The 16,483-nt window shown below is 45.8% G+C and carries 12 protein-coding genes; 10 read left to right on the forward strand and 2 right to left on the reverse strand.

Annotated elements, in window-relative coordinates; all coding sequences use genetic code 11:
• Nucleotides 1-30: 30 nt before the first annotated feature.
• From ITJ87_RS07120 to ITJ87_RS07170, 10 genes are all read left to right on the forward strand, one after another.
• The gene (locus ITJ87_RS07120; RefSeq protein ID WP_117964820.1) at nucleotides 31-3,102 is read left to right on the forward strand and encodes an efflux RND transporter permease subunit; all 3,072 of its coding nucleotides are present in this window, start codon (nucleotides 31-33) and stop codon (nucleotides 3,100-3,102) included.
• Nucleotides 3,099-4,571, forward strand: a complete 1,473-nt coding sequence (locus tag ITJ87_RS07125) for a TolC family protein (protein ID WP_005823863.1) — start codon at nucleotides 3,099-3,101, stop codon at nucleotides 4,569-4,571. The genes ITJ87_RS07120 and ITJ87_RS07125 overlap by 4 nt, the downstream gene beginning before the upstream one ends.
• Nucleotides 4,571-7,777, forward strand: a complete 3,207-nt coding sequence (locus ITJ87_RS07130; protein ID WP_117974694.1) for an efflux RND transporter permease subunit — start codon at nucleotides 4,571-4,573, stop codon at nucleotides 7,775-7,777. Before ITJ87_RS07125 ends, ITJ87_RS07130 begins: the two co-directional genes overlap by 1 nt.
• 48 nt (nucleotides 7,778-7,825) lie before the next feature.
• Nucleotides 7,826-8,476, forward strand: a complete 651-nt coding sequence (locus ITJ87_RS07135) for a hypothetical protein (protein WP_008665573.1) — start codon at nucleotides 7,826-7,828, stop codon at nucleotides 8,474-8,476.
• 790 nt (nucleotides 8,477-9,266) lie between these two features.
• Nucleotides 9,267-10,961 carry a tetratricopeptide repeat protein gene (locus ITJ87_RS07145; protein ID WP_117964816.1) on the forward strand — a complete coding sequence of 565 codons (1,695 nt, stop codon included), beginning with the start codon at nucleotides 9,267-9,269 and terminating at the stop codon, nucleotides 10,959-10,961.
• 118 nt (nucleotides 10,962-11,079) lie between these two features.
• Nucleotides 11,080-11,517 (forward strand): DUF3244 domain-containing protein, encoded by a 438-nt coding sequence (locus ITJ87_RS07150; protein WP_016272561.1) that lies wholly within the window; start codon nucleotides 11,080-11,082, stop codon nucleotides 11,515-11,517.
• 168 nt (nucleotides 11,518-11,685) lie between these two features.
• The gene (locus tag ITJ87_RS07155; protein WP_227224186.1) at nucleotides 11,686-11,862 is read left to right on the forward strand and encodes a galactosyltransferase-related protein; all 177 of its coding nucleotides are present in this window, start codon (nucleotides 11,686-11,688) and stop codon (nucleotides 11,860-11,862) included.
• Nucleotides 11,863-11,958: 96 nt separating this feature from the next.
• Nucleotides 11,959-12,294, forward strand: coding sequence for a hypothetical protein (locus tag ITJ87_RS07160; protein ID WP_117964814.1), 336 nt, complete (start codon nucleotides 11,959-11,961; stop codon nucleotides 12,292-12,294).
• Between the two features lie 354 nt (nucleotides 12,295-12,648).
• Nucleotides 12,649-13,497, forward strand: a complete 849-nt coding sequence (locus tag ITJ87_RS07165) for a formylglycine-generating enzyme family protein (RefSeq protein ID WP_117964812.1) — start codon at nucleotides 12,649-12,651, stop codon at nucleotides 13,495-13,497.
• 67 nt (nucleotides 13,498-13,564) lie between these two features.
• Nucleotides 13,565-14,761, forward strand: coding sequence for a 6-bladed beta-propeller (locus tag ITJ87_RS07170; protein ID WP_225982652.1), 1,197 nt, complete (start codon nucleotides 13,565-13,567; stop codon nucleotides 14,759-14,761).
• Nucleotides 14,762-14,765: 4 nt separating this feature from the next.
• On the opposite strand, the gene ITJ87_RS07175 is transcribed toward ITJ87_RS07170, so the two are convergent.
• Both ITJ87_RS07175 and ITJ87_RS07180 read right to left on the reverse strand, forming a co-directional pair.
• Nucleotides 14,766-15,788, reverse strand: coding sequence for an AI-2E family transporter (locus tag ITJ87_RS07175; protein WP_057097207.1), 1,023 nt, complete (start codon nucleotides 15,786-15,788; stop codon nucleotides 14,766-14,768).
• A 76-nt stretch (nucleotides 15,789-15,864) separates the two neighbouring features.
• A complete protein-coding gene (locus ITJ87_RS07180; protein WP_117964810.1) occupies nucleotides 15,865-16,479 on the reverse strand; it encodes an L-threonylcarbamoyladenylate synthase in 615 nt (204 codons plus the stop codon).
• Nucleotides 16,480-16,483: the final 4 nt, after the last annotated feature.

The raw sequence follows: 16,483 nt of genomic DNA on the forward strand, positions 1-16,483 counted from the left end.
TAATTCACAATTTAAATTCATAATTGAAAATTGATAAAGTTTTTGATACAGCGGCCTATTGCCGTACTGATGGCATTTACAGCATGCTTCATTGTCGGGCTGGTGACTTACTTCACCTTGCCGGTATCCTTGCTGCCCGATATTGCCATCCCGGAAATTACAGTGCAGGTGTCGGCGCAGAATACCTCGGCGCGTGAATTAGAGAATACGGTGGTGAAACCTCTGCGGCAGCAGCTCATCCAGGTGGCGAAACTGAAGGACATGGACAGCGAGACGCGCGATGGTGCAGGCATCATCCGCCTGGGCTTCGACTTCGGTACGAATACCGACCTTGCCTTCATAGAAGTGAACGAGAAGATTGACGCCGCCATGAACTATCTGCCCAAGGATGCCGAACGCCCGAAGGTGATAAAGGCAAGTGCGACGGACATTCCTGTCTTCTACCTCAATCTGACCCTAAAAAGCGACAGTGCATACGGCAAGGTGGACGAACGCGCGTTTCTTGATTTGTGCGAGTTTGCCGAAAATGTCATAAAGCGTCGCATCGAGCAGTTGGCGGAAGTGGCAATGGTGGATGTCACGGGTTTGGTCGAACGCCAGTTACAGATTGTGCCCGACCCGGATAAGCTTGCTGTGTTGGGGTTCTCCATTGAAGACATAGAAAACGTGCTGGCGCAAAACAACGTGGAGCCGGGCAGCATGACCGTGCGCGACGGCTACTACGAATACAACATTAAGTTCTCCACCCTGCTGCGGACAGAGGAGGACGTGAAGGGCATCCTGCTGCGAAAGGAAGGACGTATCATCCGCTTGGGAGACTTCTGCCGGGTAGAGATTGTTCCTGCCAAGGAGAAAGGTGTCTCCATGAGCAATGGCAAGCGTGCCGTTACCCTTGCCGTCATCAAGCAGGCGGACGAGAATATGGAAGACATGAAGCTTGCCATCAACAGCACGATGGACTACTTCAAGAAAGTATATCCCGACATTGATTTTAGCATCAGCCGTAACCAGACGGAGTTGCTGGACTATACCATCTCCAATCTGCAGCAGAACTTGTCGTTGGGTTTCCTGTTCATCTGCATTGTGGCGGTACTCTTCTTGGGTGACATCAAATCACCGTTCATCATCGGGTTGAGTATGGTGGTATCTATTGTCATCTGCTTCCTGTTCTTCTACTTGTTCAAGATGTCACTCAATATCATTTCTTTGTCGGGATTAATCCTGGCGTTGGGTATGATGATTGACAGCAGCATCATTGTGACGGAGAACATTTCGCAGTATCGCGAACGGGGCTATTCGTTGCGGCGGGCTTGCGTGACGGGAACGAGTGAGGTGATTACGCCCATGCTGAGTTCGTCGCTGACCACTATTGCCGTATTTGTGCCGCTGATATTCATGAGCGGCATTGCAGGGGCGTTGTTCTATGACCAGGCATTCTCTGTTACGGTGGGGCTGCTGGTTTCCTACTTCACGGGTATCATGCTGCTGCCGGTCCTCTATATGCTGGTCTACCGGACGGGGTTGCGCGGCAGGTCGTGGTTCTCCCGCATCCGCATCAACAATCCGTTGAAGGAACATACGCTGGACCGTTTTTATGATGCGGGCATCGACTGGGTATTCTCCCACAAGACGGTAAGTAGCGTATTCTGTGTGGTTTCTATACCTCTTTGTGTCTTTCTGTTCTATTCCGTCGGCAAGGAGCGTATGCCGCAGATAGACCAGAATGAACTGATAGTCCACGTGGAATGGAACGAAAACATACATGTGGACGAGAACCGGCATCGTGTGAATGTGCTGTTCGGACAGTTGTTGGACAAGACTGTGGAACAGACGGCTGCCATAGGCCAGCAGGACTATCTGCTGAACCGTGAGCAGGCTCTCTCTTCTTCGGAGGCAGAATTGTATTTCAAGACTTCCTCGCCTGACGGGATTGCTCCCTTGCAGAAGCAGGCGGGCGAGTGGCTGACACGGGAATATCCGTTGGCGACAGTCTCCTTTTCTCCACCCGAAACCGTGTTCGAGAAGCTTTTCGTGACCGGGGAGGCCGATGTGGTGGCAGAACTTTATGCCCGTAACAAGGAGAAGGCGCCGGCGGCGGAAGAATTGCGCGGACTGGAACAACAGTTTGCGGAGCTTACGGGGACAGCGCCCGTAGGCATCGCTTTCGAGAACCAGCTTGACATAAGCATTTTGCAGGAAAAGCTGTTGCTCTATGACGTTTCGTATGACGAGCTTTACCGTACGTTGCGGACAGCGTTCAAGGAGAACAGCGTAGCTATGCTCCATTCCTACCAGCAATACCTGCCTATCAGCATTGTGGGCGAGGAGCGGACAGTGAACGAGGTGCTGCAGCAGACATTGATACAGACCCGTCCGGACAGTAAGGGCGAAGTGGAGCATATTCCGCTTCGGGAGCTGGTAAAGGTGCGTCCGGCTGAGGACTTGAAGACGATTACGGCAGGACGCAACGGTGAATATATACCGTTCCGTTTCTATGAAGTGGACGATGCTCCGGAGTTGATGGAAAAGGTGAAGCGGGAGGCGGATGCCACGGGTGACTGGGATACGGCCTTTTCCGGCAGTTTCTTCTCCAACCGCCAGATGCTGGACGAGCTGGTGGTGATTCTTTTCATCTCTATCCTGCTGATGTATTTCATTCTTGCCGCCCAGTTCGAAAGCTTCGTGCAGCCGCTCATCGTGCTGCTGGAAATTCCGATAGATGTGGCGTTTGCCCTGCTTCTGTTGTGGATATGCGGGCATACCCTGAACCTGATGTCCGCCATCGGACTGATTGTGACGTGCGGTATCATCATCAACGACTCCATCCTGAAGCTGGATGCCATTAATGAATTACGGAGGGCTGGTATGCCGTTGCTCGAGGCCATCCACGAGGCGGGGCGCAGAAGGCTCCGGCCCATCATCATGACATCGCTCACCACCATTTTCGCTATGGTTCCGCTGCTGTTCTCGTTCGACATGGGCTCGGAGCTGCAGAAGCCGCTTTCCATAGCGATGATTGGGGCGATGTTCGTGGGGACACTGGTCAGTCTGTTCATCATCCCGTTGATATATTGGTTTATTTATAGAAAAGAAAGAGCATGAAGAAATTAAGTCTTATACTTTTGTTCAGTCTGGGAGCCCTTTCCGCTTTTGCCCAACAGCGGATAACGCTCGATTTGCAGCAGACCATTGCCCTGGCGAATGACAGTTCGCTGGAAGCCTTCCGCACCAAGAACATGTATCTGGCCGGTTATTGGGAATACCGCACCTATAAGGCAAACCGCCTTCCCAGCCTGACGCTGAACATGACTCCGGCACAGTACAACCGCGATATCACCAAGCGTTACGACTCCGAACAGGACCTTGACATCTATCGCAGCCAGCAATCCTTCTATGCATACGGCAATCTTGCCGTCAGACAGAATTTCGACTTGACGGGCGGTACGTTCTATCTGGATACGGAGCTGGGCTATATGCGGAGCTTCGGTGGAAACAAGTATACCCAGTTCACCAGTGTTCCGGTTCGTTTGGGCTACTCGCAGAGTCTGGTCGGTTACAATCCTTTCCGTTGGGAACGCAGGATTGAGCCGCTGAAGTACGAGAAGGTGAAGAAGGAGTATATCTACAATGCAGAGCGGGTGTCCGAGCAGGCCACTACCTATTTCTTTGCGCTTGCCATGGCACAGGCGGAATATGACTTGGCCAAGGACAATGCCGTCTCCACCGATACCCTCTACCGCATCGGCATGCAGCGCTTGAAAATAGCCGCCATCAGCCGTGCCGACCTGCTGACGCTGAAACTCGACGTGGTGAACGCCCGCAATACTTTGCAGAATGCCGCCAGTGCCTTGAAGCGCGCCATGTTTTCGTTGGCATCTTTCCTGAATATGGAGAAGAACACGGATATCAGGGTGTCGCTTCCGGGACGTCCGAGGGCGCTGACCATACCGGTTGATGAGGCTTTGCTGGCCGCTCAAGCCAACAATCCGGAATTTCTGGGGCTTCGTCAGGAAGTGCTGGAAGCCGAGCAGACAGTAGACAAGACGAAGAAGGAATCGCGCTTCAACGCCAGCATCAACGCCAGCGTCGGCTTCAACCAGGTGGCAGAGAAATTCGGTGAAGCATACAGGCATCCCATGCAGCAGGAGATGGTGTCGGTCAGTGTCTCCATTCCACTGGTGGACTGGGGCGTGAGGAAAGGCAAATACAACATGGCGAGGAACAATCTGAACGTGGTGAAGACTTCTGCCAGGCAAAGTGAAATCAGCATTGAGGAGGAGGTTATCATGACCGTCAGCGACTTCAACGTCCAGCAAGCCCTCGTCGCCAGTGCCGAAGAGGCCCTCGACCTTGCCATCCTGGCGTATAACGAAACCCGCCAGCGCTTCATTATCGGCAAGGCAGACATCAACAGCCTGACCCTCTCGCTGAACCGCCAGCAGGAAGCGCAACGCAATTACATCTCCGCCTTGCAGGACTACTGGCTGAATTATTACAAGATACGGAAACTGACGTTGCACGACTTTGCCAGCGGATTTTCGCTGTCGGAAAAATTTGATTATAATAACTGATGAAACGAGTTTCTTCCTTCACCGTCATAGTGGCGTTTGTCTGCCTTGCTTTGGTAGGAGTGGCGTTGATACCGCTGCTCCCCGTCAAGCTGAATCCGTCACGCAGCCTGCCCGGCTTCACGGTGGGTTTCAGCATGCCTGGCACTTCGTCGCGGGTGGTGGAGATGGAAGTGACCAGCAAGCTGGAATCCATGCTGGCGCGTATCCGCGGAGTGAAGCGGCTGAACTCCACCTCGGGCAACGGCTACGGCAACATTACTGTGGAGCTGGACAAGCATGCCGATGTCGAGGCAGTCCGCTTCGAAGCTTCCACCATCATCCGGCAGACGTGGCCCCAATTGCCCGAAGGTGTCAGCTATCCCACCATTCACATGAAAGTGCCCGACGAGAACGCCTCACGCCCCTTCATGTCCTTCACCCTGAACGCCCCCTCCACCCCGATATTGATTCAGCAGTATGCCGAGGAGCATATCAAGCCGCGGCTGGCAAATATTCCGGGTATCTATAAGGTGGAACTCAGCGGTGCCACGCCCATGGAGTGGAGACTGGAATATGACAGTGAACAGTTGCGCTTGCTGGGTGTGACCCTATCGGACATCAGCGAGGCAGTACAGCGGCATTACCGGAAGGAATTTTTGGGTACGCACAATGTGGATACAGGTAACGGTAGCCGGGAATGGATACGCCTGGCACTGGTGCCGGAGAGCAACTCCCTTGGTTTTAATCCTGCTGCCATCACCGTGACGGCTACCGACGGGAAACTGCTCCGCTTGGACGAACTGGTGTCGGCTGTCCGTATGGAGGAGGAGCCGCAAAGCTATTACCGCATCAATGGGCTGAATTCCGTCTATCTATCCATTACTGCGGAAGAAACTGCCAACCAGTTGCAACTGAACCGTGCCGTGATGGACGAGATGGAAGCTGTTCGGCAGGTACTTCCTGTCGGATATGAAGTGCATACCAGCTATGATGCGACCGAGTACATACGGGAAGAACTGGACAAGATTTACTTCCGTACCGGCTTGACGGTACTCATCCTGCTTGTATTCGTATGGCTCATTACTCGTAAGTTGAAATATCTTTTTCTGATAGTTACCAGCCTGGCTGTAAATATAGCGGTGGCACTTATCTTCTACTACCTCTTCGGACTTGAGATGCAGCTTTATTCGCTGGCGGGTATCACTGTCTCGCTGAATCTAGTGATAGACAGCACCATTGTCATGACCGACCACATTCTGCATCGGCGTAATCTCAAGGCCTTCCTGTCGGTGTTGGCGGCAACCCTCACTACGATGGGTGCGCTTGTTATCATTTTCTTCCTTGACGAGAAGATACGGCTCAACCTGCAGGACTTTGCAGCGGTAGTGATCATCAATCTGGCTGTTTCCTTGATGGTGGCATTGTTCTTTGTTCCGTCGATGATTGAGAAGATAGGACTGGTGAGGCGGATTACGGGGAAGAAGAGGCGTCTTGTCTTGCCGGGGCTGACGCAAACATTCAAAACAAGGTTGGGACGGATTTTCAGACGTTTCCCCGTTTATTTCTCCTGCTGCTACTCTGCTCTCATCCGTTTTCTGTGCCGTTGGCGCTGGGCTGTATGCCTGCTGTTGCTGTTGGGTTTCGGTCTGCCTGTTTTTCTGTTGCCCGACAAACTGGAAGGAGGGGGAAAATGGGAAGCTGCTTACAATAAGGTATTCGGTTCGGATACCTATAAGGAGTCGGTGAAACCCGTTGTGGACAAGGCGCTGGGCGGCAGCTTGCGGCTTTTCATACAGAAGGTGTACGAAGGCAGTTACTTCACCCGTAATGAGGAGGTGGTGCTCTATGCCAACGCCAACCTTCCCAATGGCAGCACCCTCGAGCAGATGAACACTTTGATGAAACGTATGGAGACCTACCTCAGCCGGTTCAAGGAAATCAGGCAGTTTCATACTTCCATCTACAGCCCCCGGCGTGCCAGTATGCAGATTTATTTCAAGAAGGAAGCCCGGAACAGCGGTTTTCCCTATACACTGAAAGCCAATATGATAAGCAAGGCACTGGAACTGGGAGGCGGCAGCTGGGGCATCTACGGATTGCAGGACCAGGGGTTCAGTAATGACGTCCGCGAGAGTGCCGGCTCCTACCGCATCAGGATGTACGGCTACAACTACGACGAACTCTATGAGTGGGCGGAGAAGCTGAAGGCCAAGCTGCTGACGCACCGGCGTATCAAGGAAGTGCTCATCAATTCGGAGTTCTCCTGGTGGAAGGATGACTATCAGGAATTCTACTTCAACCTGAACAAGGAGCGCATGGCGCAAGAGGGCATCGACGCGCAAGTGCTTTTCTCTGCGGTGCGCCCCATCTTCGGCAAGAATCTGGAGATTGGCTCGGTAGCGGCCGAGCAGGGAACGGAGAAAATCAAGCTCTCTTCCCGCCAGTCTGCCGAATATGACATCTGGGCGATGCAGTTCTTTCCCTATGGAGTAGGAAACAGCAAGCATTACAAGCTTTCCGAACTGACTACTGTGGAAAAGGGACAGATGCCGCAGGAGATTGCCAAAGAAAACCAGCAGTACCGCCTCTGCCTGCAATACGAATATATCGGCTCCAATGAGATGGGCAACAAGATACAGAAACGTGACCTGGAGGAGTTCAACAAACTGTTGCCGATGGGTTATACAGCCGAGTCGGACAGCAACAGTTGGTCATGGGGCGAGAAGGACAACCGCCAATACCTGCTTCTGCTGGTGGTGATAGCCATCATCTTCTTTACGACCAGCGTTCTGTTCAACTCCCTGAAGCAGCCGCTTGCCATCATCTTTGTGATTCCGGTTTCTTATATCGGGGTATTTCTTACTTTCTATTGGTTCCGGCTGAACTTCGACCAGGGCGGTTTTGCCTCGTTCGTCCTGCTGTGCGGCATCACGGTGAATGCCAGCATCTATATCCTGAACGAGTACAACAGCATCCGACGTCGTTTTCCCCGTCTTTCCGCTCTTCGTGCCTACGTCAAGGCGTGGAATGCGAAGGTCGTTCCTATTTTCCTCACGGTAGTTTCTACCATTCTGGGATTTATCCCTTTCATGATAGGTGAGGACAAGGAGGCTTTCTGGTTTCCATTGGCGGCGGGTACCATTGGCGGACTGGTGATGTCCGTCATCGGTATCTTCTTTTTCCTGCCGGTTTTTGTGCTGAAACAGCGTGATTTTCTTAGGAAATGATTACTTTTGCTCGATTTTGTTACCTGAATGGATACTTGAATTTTAAATATGGAAAGTGCGGAGTACTCTTTGGATGAGTTATTATGTCAGTCTCTTCTGTTGTTTCGTCAGTATCGGTTTTATGATGCTCCGGAATGTGGAGAAAAGGCATTCCGGATATTGGAGGAAGCCCATGTATGGATGGGGCGTACGCAAGAGTGTGTGGATATGGCGAAATGGGGGTGCGTGATAGAGTGTCTTGCGCAGAAATACTACATAGAAGATGATACGGATGCGATTCTGGAAGAAATTGATGCTGCCTTGGTTGCGCATTGGAAGAGGATAGAGAAAATCCATGCAGAAGTCACCACCGTTTATTTATGGCTGGGGTACTATTTCCTGCTACGTTTCAGAAACCGGGAATCCCGTTCCCATTCCCGTTGTAAACAGATAATGTCCAGCTTGTTGTGTGCTTTGGTCGAAATCTTCCGTAAGGTGGAGAAGGGGGGAGCCCCGACAGAAGTCTTGTCACATCTTTCGGTAGATGTTTGGGGAGAGACCGTCTGCTGGATGGAGCAGGTACATGATTCCCGTCTTTGCGAGAAGCAGTCGTCAGCTTTGCTGGCACAACTCTATAACCTGAAAAGTGTGGAGTTGGAAAAAGGTCTGGGAAAGCAGGATGCTTTGCTCCAGCAGATTCTGGAGTTTTATTGCTTTTAAGGGAAAATTATCTCTGCTTAGTTTTATCATTTCTGCTTCCACACTTCCACCTACTTCCTGCATCCCTTTATTCATCGGCATTACAAGTGCTGTGGAAGCAACTCAAAAAGGTGGAAGCAACTTTTGCTTCCACAGCGGAAATACGCCGAAAAGTAAGTTAATATCTTGTTTGTTAGTGTATTAATAGAATGTACAGCATTTTGCAAATATCTTGTTTACACGATATGCGTTTCGTGTAAACACGGTATTAACTTCGTAAAAGACCGTTTACCGATAGACTGCAGCTGGGCTCATAATAGGAATAAGATAGGTGCACAGTATGGGGAAACTATGAGTATAATAGGTGTTCAACGGTTATGAAGCACCTTGTTGACGGTCGTTAGTCGAGTGGTTGACGGCCGTTGGCAGAGCGCATCACGGCCGATAGGCGCTGATAACTCCGTACAGAAAATGGAAAGGAAGCCTATGTAAGGGGAAACAAGCTCTGAGCTATTTGTTTTGTTTGTCACATTTATCTTGTTTTTGTACATTGTTGAAGCGGTTTTTTGTATCTTTGAAGGGAGAGGCCGTAAAAAAGCTTATTCTCATCCAAAGTTTAATTATATATACATGGATTATGAAGCGATGTATAGTACTGTTCATAACATTCTGCTGTGCAGTTGTTTCTAATGCGCAGACAAATGGCATTGTGACTGATGGGGAAAAAGGATTGCCGTTGGCTGATGTGAATATTTATCTCCAAAAGGATTCTGTGTATACGCAATGATAATCTGGTAAAGAACATGTTCATATGAAAAAACTGTTATATCTTGGGCTTTTGTCCGTTTGTGTACTGTTAGGTTCTTGCGTAGAGAAGAACGTATCCAATGTTTTTGATAAGGTAGAGAGGTATATGGATGTATATCCTGACAGTGCATTGCTGCTGTTGGAGCAAATTCCTCATCCGGAGGAGCTTCGTGGGAAGCAGCGGGCGGACTATGCATTGCTGCTGACGCAAGCACGTGATAAAAACTATCTGGATAGTTTGCAGTCGGATTCGTTGATAAAAATTGCGGTAGATTATTATAAGAATGGGGAGGATAAGGTGAAAGCGGGGAAGGCATTGTTTTATTATGGCAAAGTGATGGATTTGCAGGGGAATAATACACTGGCTATGCAAGCCTATTTGAATGCTTTGGCTAAATTGGAGAAAACGGAAGAGTATAAGTTACAAGGCTTGGCATATGAGTATATCGGTATTTTGAATGCAGATAGAAAGCTACACAAAGATGCTCTTGATAATTATCAAAGTTCGGTATGTTGTTTTCAAAAGGCAGTTGATATTTTAGGGGTTATATATGCTTATCGGGATATTGCTCGTATTTATTATGTAGAACAACAATATGACAGTGTTTATAACTACATCAATAGGGCTTTGTCCTTGTGTGAGGAAAAGAAAGGATGTACCGATTTTGAACGAGTAACTCCTTCTTTGTTACAAGTAAAAGGAATTGCAAAAAGAAATGAAGGGGATTTGGAAAATGCAATAATCTTGTTGAAAACTGCGGTAGAGACTGAACAAGATAGGCATTCTATGCATCACTGTTCAATGTCATTGGGGAATATTTATTTGAATCTAAATAAGTTGGATGAGGCTGGAAGATGTTTCGCTTTAGCTTTGAATTCTGAAAATCCTCGTACTCTGGCGGGTGCATATCACTATTTGTATCTGTTGGAAAAGAAACAGAAAAAGTATGCAATGGCTCTCTATTTCAAAGAAAAGTCTGATTCGTTGTTAGTCATTGAACGGGATGCTAAACAAACATCTCAAATTTTGACTTTGCAACGTAAATATGAAAGAGGAAAACTTCTTTTAGAAAAGCAACAGGTTGAACGTGAAAAGCAAATACAGCTTTATTTTTGGATAGCAGTAGTCTTGTTTATTATACTGCTATGCATTGTTTTGTATTTTCTTTTGAGAAAGAGATATGAAGGACTGTTCCGGAAGAATATGCAAATAATAGAAGAAAATGAGTGCATGATTAAACGATATGTTTATGAACTTGATGTGTTGAAACAAAGGGCAGGTGAGATGGCAGAAACAAATAGAGAGAAGATTGCTAAATTGAACCAAAAGATTTTGCTATTGGAGAGTGAGAATAAAAAAATAAGTGAAAATGTATGTGTAAATGGCGTTTATCTCTTGGAACAATTGAAGAAGGAAAAGCTGATTGTGAAGAATATGACCAACCAGGAGAAAGAACAACTCCTTGAATATATAGATTTAATATATGGTAATTTTATTTCTCGGTTAAAGAAAGATTTTAAATTAACTAGTGGCAACTTGATGTTGTTGGCTTTGCTTAAAGTCGGTTTCACTTCCAGTGAATTGATGTTCACTTTTGACTGTGAGATGAATTCCATTTTTACGAAGAAACGGAGGTTGAGGGGAATCTTAAGTTTGGATACAAATGATAAATTGGAAGAATTTGTAGCTCTTTACTAGAATAATCGCTTGATTTTCGTCCACTAATTTAGAAATGTTTTTACTGTCATCTTATTGGTGTATAGAGTATTGACTTGTCTTGTGTTGTCCACTCGTATTTTCTCTAAGAAGTGATTGAATGGCTATCTTTGTAACATTCAAAACTAAAGATACTATGAAATCATTTTTTATTTTGTTAAGTTTATACTACTTTCTTGTAGTAAATGTAGTAAGTGCAGATTCAGTTACTTTTCCTTCGAGAGTAGAAATCGTCATGGATGAGGATTTTGATTTACCGGGTGGTCCGGGGAATGCTCATCGTTCTATTCCTTCAGCTACTCCTTTTTTAGCATTTTTGAATGATGACCATTCCATTGATTTGGAATTCTATCAATCGATAGGTGAAGTGGAAATTGCAATTTCTCAGAATGGGAATGTTGTTTACTCCTCTGCTGAGAATATAGACTCTCCTATATTAAGAAAAGTACAGTTACAGCAAGGTTTAGGTGGTGATTTTTTACTTGAGATAAAGGGCGCGGATGGGGCTTATGCATTCGGTAGATTTACTGTTCATTGATTTGATAATGAATATATAACACTATGAAACAAATCTCATTTTGCATCACTTGCATGAACCGGCTTATTATCGACGAAGTCATAGTGGGAATATGGTTTTTAGGTTAGCGAGTCGGTATGTAATCTGGATGCAGATAATTATCTGGGGAAAGGCTTTGCAGAGTTCGTGATGAAGAAGTTTGAGAATGAAGAAAATATATTCTATATCAGTACTCTTTGTAAACGTGATGTTTTTGGACGAATATGTTTGAAGAAGCGAGGCTTTATTGCAATGAAAGGTTATAATGAGGCTTTGGTAGGCTATGGATTTGAGGATGCAGAATTTTATGATGGTCTGGAGTCGTAATCAGGATATGAAGTCGGGTGAAACTTGTTCGTTTTTAGCTAAAGAAAAGATTGTATAACGCTTCTTTTTAGTAAGAAGCATAATAATTATTTACGTATGAAAAAAAAAATTGTAGTGTATGTCTTGATGGCTTTTATAGCTCTATTTTTAATATTTAGATTCGTGTCTATATCAAATAACATAAGTCTGCAAAGAGGAATTGTTAGAAGTGTATCTGCTACAGAGCATAATGATATTGTAATAGAGTTGGAGAATGATTCTTTTTATTATATAAATAGAGGTATGGAAAGTGAAATAAATTATGAATGGTTTCAGAATTATTTGCCAAGCCATGAAATAGAGTTGTATATTCAAAATGAACATTTATTTGGGTCAAATAGTAATCGTATTGTTGAAGTAAGCATAAATGATTCTTGCATATATAAGAAGTGATTTATATTTATTCGCAAGAAAACAGTTGTATGCCAAGAAGGTGATAACTTGTTTGATAAAGAGAACAATCAGCATATTCAAATTCGGGGAGTTAGTTCGGATGGATGTTTCTTTGCTTTATTACAACCGGATGAACTTAGCGATGATAATCAACAGAGAATGGGAGTTGAAGAAGAAGGTAACCCCATAATAGCTGTTCTTTATTAAGAAGTTGATATAAAGATGAAACTGTTTTCCCATGAAGTGTGAAAAATATATCTATGAATAGTTCGTAATTCATTTGTTTTTAGTATGTTTGTGCTATTCGTATATATAGTATGAAATACTAAGGAAGAGAATGTTCTTAATGAAAGTATGAAAAGAAGAGTTAAAGCATTGACTGTTGTTTTGGCAATATGTCTTATAACTGTTTTTATTCGATGTCAGTCGAATGAAACTCCTATTCAGCAACTTGTAGTTGTTGTGAATGGGGATTCTATTGAGATGGTTTTTGTGAAAGGAGGTACATTTATGATGGGATGTACAGATGAGCAGGGATGTGACTGTGAGGATAACGAGAAACCAGCACGTAAGGAGTCGGTATCTGATTTTTACATAGGAAAATATGAAGTTACTCAAAGGCTGTGGAGGGCGGTTATGGATACTGATTCCATTTTGCCGTTTAATGGGGGATGCGGAGATTGCCCGATGGAAAATGTAAGCTGGAAAAATGCGCAGGAGTTTATCGGTAGATTAAATGCTATGACCGGTAAAACATTTTGTCTTCCGACTGAGGCCGAATGGGAATACGCAGCGCGTGGTGGACACAAAAGTAAGCACTATAAATACAGTGGCAGCAATCAGGTAAGTGAGGTGGCTTGGTATGTTGGGAATTCCTCTGGCGGACAATATGGAGAAGCTGGAACTACCCGTCCGGTAGGTCTGAAAAAAAGCAATGAATTGGGATTGTATGATATGAGTGGCAATGTTTGGGAGTGGTGCGGTGATTTGTACACTAAAGAATACAAGCAAGGTGGTAAGTCTATCCATCCGGGATGGCCTTTTGAGGGTACTTATCTTTTTTTCCGCCGAATATTGCGAGGTGGAAGTTGGGGAGGAACAGCAGAGGGGTGTCGGGTATCGTACATTGATTACGACATTGAGAATTATAGTGACGAGTATGGAGGTTTTCGCCTTGTGATGGAGCCGGAATCGATTAAATAATGTAATTAATGATGATAAGTGATATTTTACTACTTTCAGAGTAATGAATAGAAATGGTATGAGATATATGTGGAAATTCTTTTTATTATTGATGTTGGTTGTAACTTCGTGTTCCGAAAAGCAGATTGATGGCAATGTAATTAATGTTGCGGAAGCAATGAGTAGATTGTCAGAAGGACAATCTGTACAAAATTTGTTTTCCAGCATAAGTTATATTCCTTTGGAGACTAATGAGCAGGCTATTATAGGAAAATATCCGGAGTGCATAATTATGGATAGTGCGATATTGGTATCTTCTGTCCATCAGAATCTGAAACTTTTTGACCGTACTAACGGGAAGTATATTCGGGATATTGGACACGTAGGTACTGATCCGGAAGGATATGCAAAGGATTCATGGGGGAAAGTGAGCTTTTGGGCTGATGCGGTTCGGAGAACCGTTTATCTATTGGGATGGAATAATGATTTCCTACTATATGGATTTGATGGGAAATATAAGGATAGAATTCGATTGCAAGATACAGTCAATTGTATTCTGTCCCAAAATTACTATTTGATGGATGCGGACAGAATTTGGGGACATAATAAAATGAAACTCTCTCCGGAGACGCCATCAGTCTTTTATATGGATAGAAATACGATGTCATTGACCGGTATTGCTACATGGAATTCAGCCCTGCTTCCCATGGATGAGGTTTTGTCGGTTTCAAATTTGTTGGGGGGCAATGTTGCTTATGGAGGTGACTTGGCAATGGCAGAATTTGTTGGTGACCGGAAATATTATACGGCAATCAATAGCCCTTCGTTATGGAAATCTAAGGATGCCATCCGAGTGAAACAAGCTTTTAATGATACTATCTATACTATTTCAGAGCAGGGACTTACTCCATATCTGGTTTTTGAACTGGGTGAGTGGCACTGGAGTGAGCAGCAGCAATTGGATGTAGAAGGATGTGATAAGAAAATAGCCATAGACTATATTCTGGAGAATGCAGAATACATCTATTTCCATTTTCATACAAGCTTATATTTAGAAGAAAGCCAGTCATATTGTGGATTTTACCATAAGGAAAAGAAAACTGTTGTTTGCCAAAAGGGTGATAGCTTATTTGATAAAATGAATAATCAGCATATCCAAATCAGGGGAGTCACTTCGGATGGACATTTTTTTGCTTTGTTACAACCGGATGAACTCAGTGATGATAATCAACGGAGAATGGGAGTAGAAGAGGAAGGTAACCCTATTATGGTCATGCTTTATTAAGTACTTATTCCGTCGTCTTCCCCCTTGCATCCAAATACCCTCTTTTAAACATATCCACGAACAGAAAGAATAGTGATAAGAGCAGTGGCCCGAAGATGACACCCATGAATCCGAAAAGGGACAAGCCAATTACAACTCCGAAGACAGTGATAAGCGGATGAATGTCTGCCATTTTCTTCTGGATGATGAAGCGTATCAGGTTGTCGAGCTGTGAAATGACTGCACCGCCATAGATGGCCAGCCCGATAGCTTGAACCCAGTTGCCTATCAATGCCATGTAGACAGCTATCGGAAACCATACCAGCGCTGTTCCTACCATTGGGATGATGCTGGCGAAGCAGGTCAGGAAACCGGTGAACAAGATGTTGGGAGCACCGAAAATCCAGTAGCCTATCATGGCTACTCCTCCTTGTATGACGGCGAGTAAGGGGATGCCGATGGCATTGGAGCGGACAATCATGTTGATTTCGTGGATGACGTTTTGTGTATTGTCATCATTGAACGGCAGTAGGTCGTTGACGTACTGTTCCATCTTTTTGCCCCCTATCAGCATGAAGTAGAGTACAAAGACCAGTACGAAGATGTTGACGGCAAAACTGCTGATACCTCCCATGATGGCTTGCCCGATGCGGGGAAGAATTGAAATGACGTATGCCACCGTGTCTTTCCCCAAGATATAGTAGCCGGTTTTGGCTTTAATGATGTTGGCCGCTTCTTCGAAAGGAGCTATAATGGCTTGCGGGTCCAGATTGATGTTTTGAAGATTGACCACAGCCAGCCATACCACCAGCCCAAGCGGAACCAGAAAGCAGAGAATTGCCTCTGCTGTAATGAGGGTGGCAGCTATGCTGCGCTTCATTTTCCGCTTGTCGGAAAGATACATCATCTGCTTTCTTACCAGGATATAGATAGTCAAGGCTCCCAGCAGACCGCCCATGAATGGGGCTATTTGTCTGAAAAGAATGATTCCCAGCCCGATAATGATAGCTATCAATGAATATTTCCAGTATTGTTCTTTTGTGCTCATAAAGTTCCTGTATTTCTTAGTAAAGAAACATAAAAGAAGTTGAAAAGGTTTGGAAATTGTGGCCGGAATTCAATATTTATCCTTCGTCCAGCCAGCCTAACCCCTGGCGTATGATTTCCGGCTCCCCATTGGTGCAATCCACTACGGTAGAGCCTTCCGTACCGCCGATACCGCCGTCTATTACCAAATCGACAATATCACCGAATTTCTCGTCAATCAGTTCCGGGTCTGTGCAGTATTCAATGTCCTCATTGTCATCATGCGGCAATGTAGTTGTCATGATGGGAGTATCCAGCAGGCGGGCTATTTCCTGAATGATGGAATTGTCCGGCATACGGATGCCGACCTCCTTACGGTTACGGAATATCTTGGGCAGGCGGGTGGTGCCGTTCAGAATGAAGGTGAAAGCTCCGGGCAGATTACGCTTCATCAACTTGAAGGTGCTGTTGTCCACTTTGGCGTATTCGCTAACCTTGCTCAAGTCGTAGCAGATGATGGAAAGATTGTTCTTCTTGGGGTCGATGTCCTTGAGGCGGCAGATGCGCTCGATGGCGCGCTCCTTCAGTCCGTGGCAGCCGATGGCATACATGGTGTCGGTAGGGTAGATAAGGATACCTCCGTCATTCAGTAGGTCGATCACCTGCTGCAGGTCGGCGGGATTGTTATTTTTTTCATAAAGTTTCAGAAGCATGGCG

The sequence above is a fragment of the Bacteroides sp. HF-162 genome (genome assembly GCF_015679285.1).
Classification (GTDB): domain Bacteria; phylum Bacteroidota; class Bacteroidia; order Bacteroidales; family Bacteroidaceae; genus Bacteroides; species Bacteroides uniformis.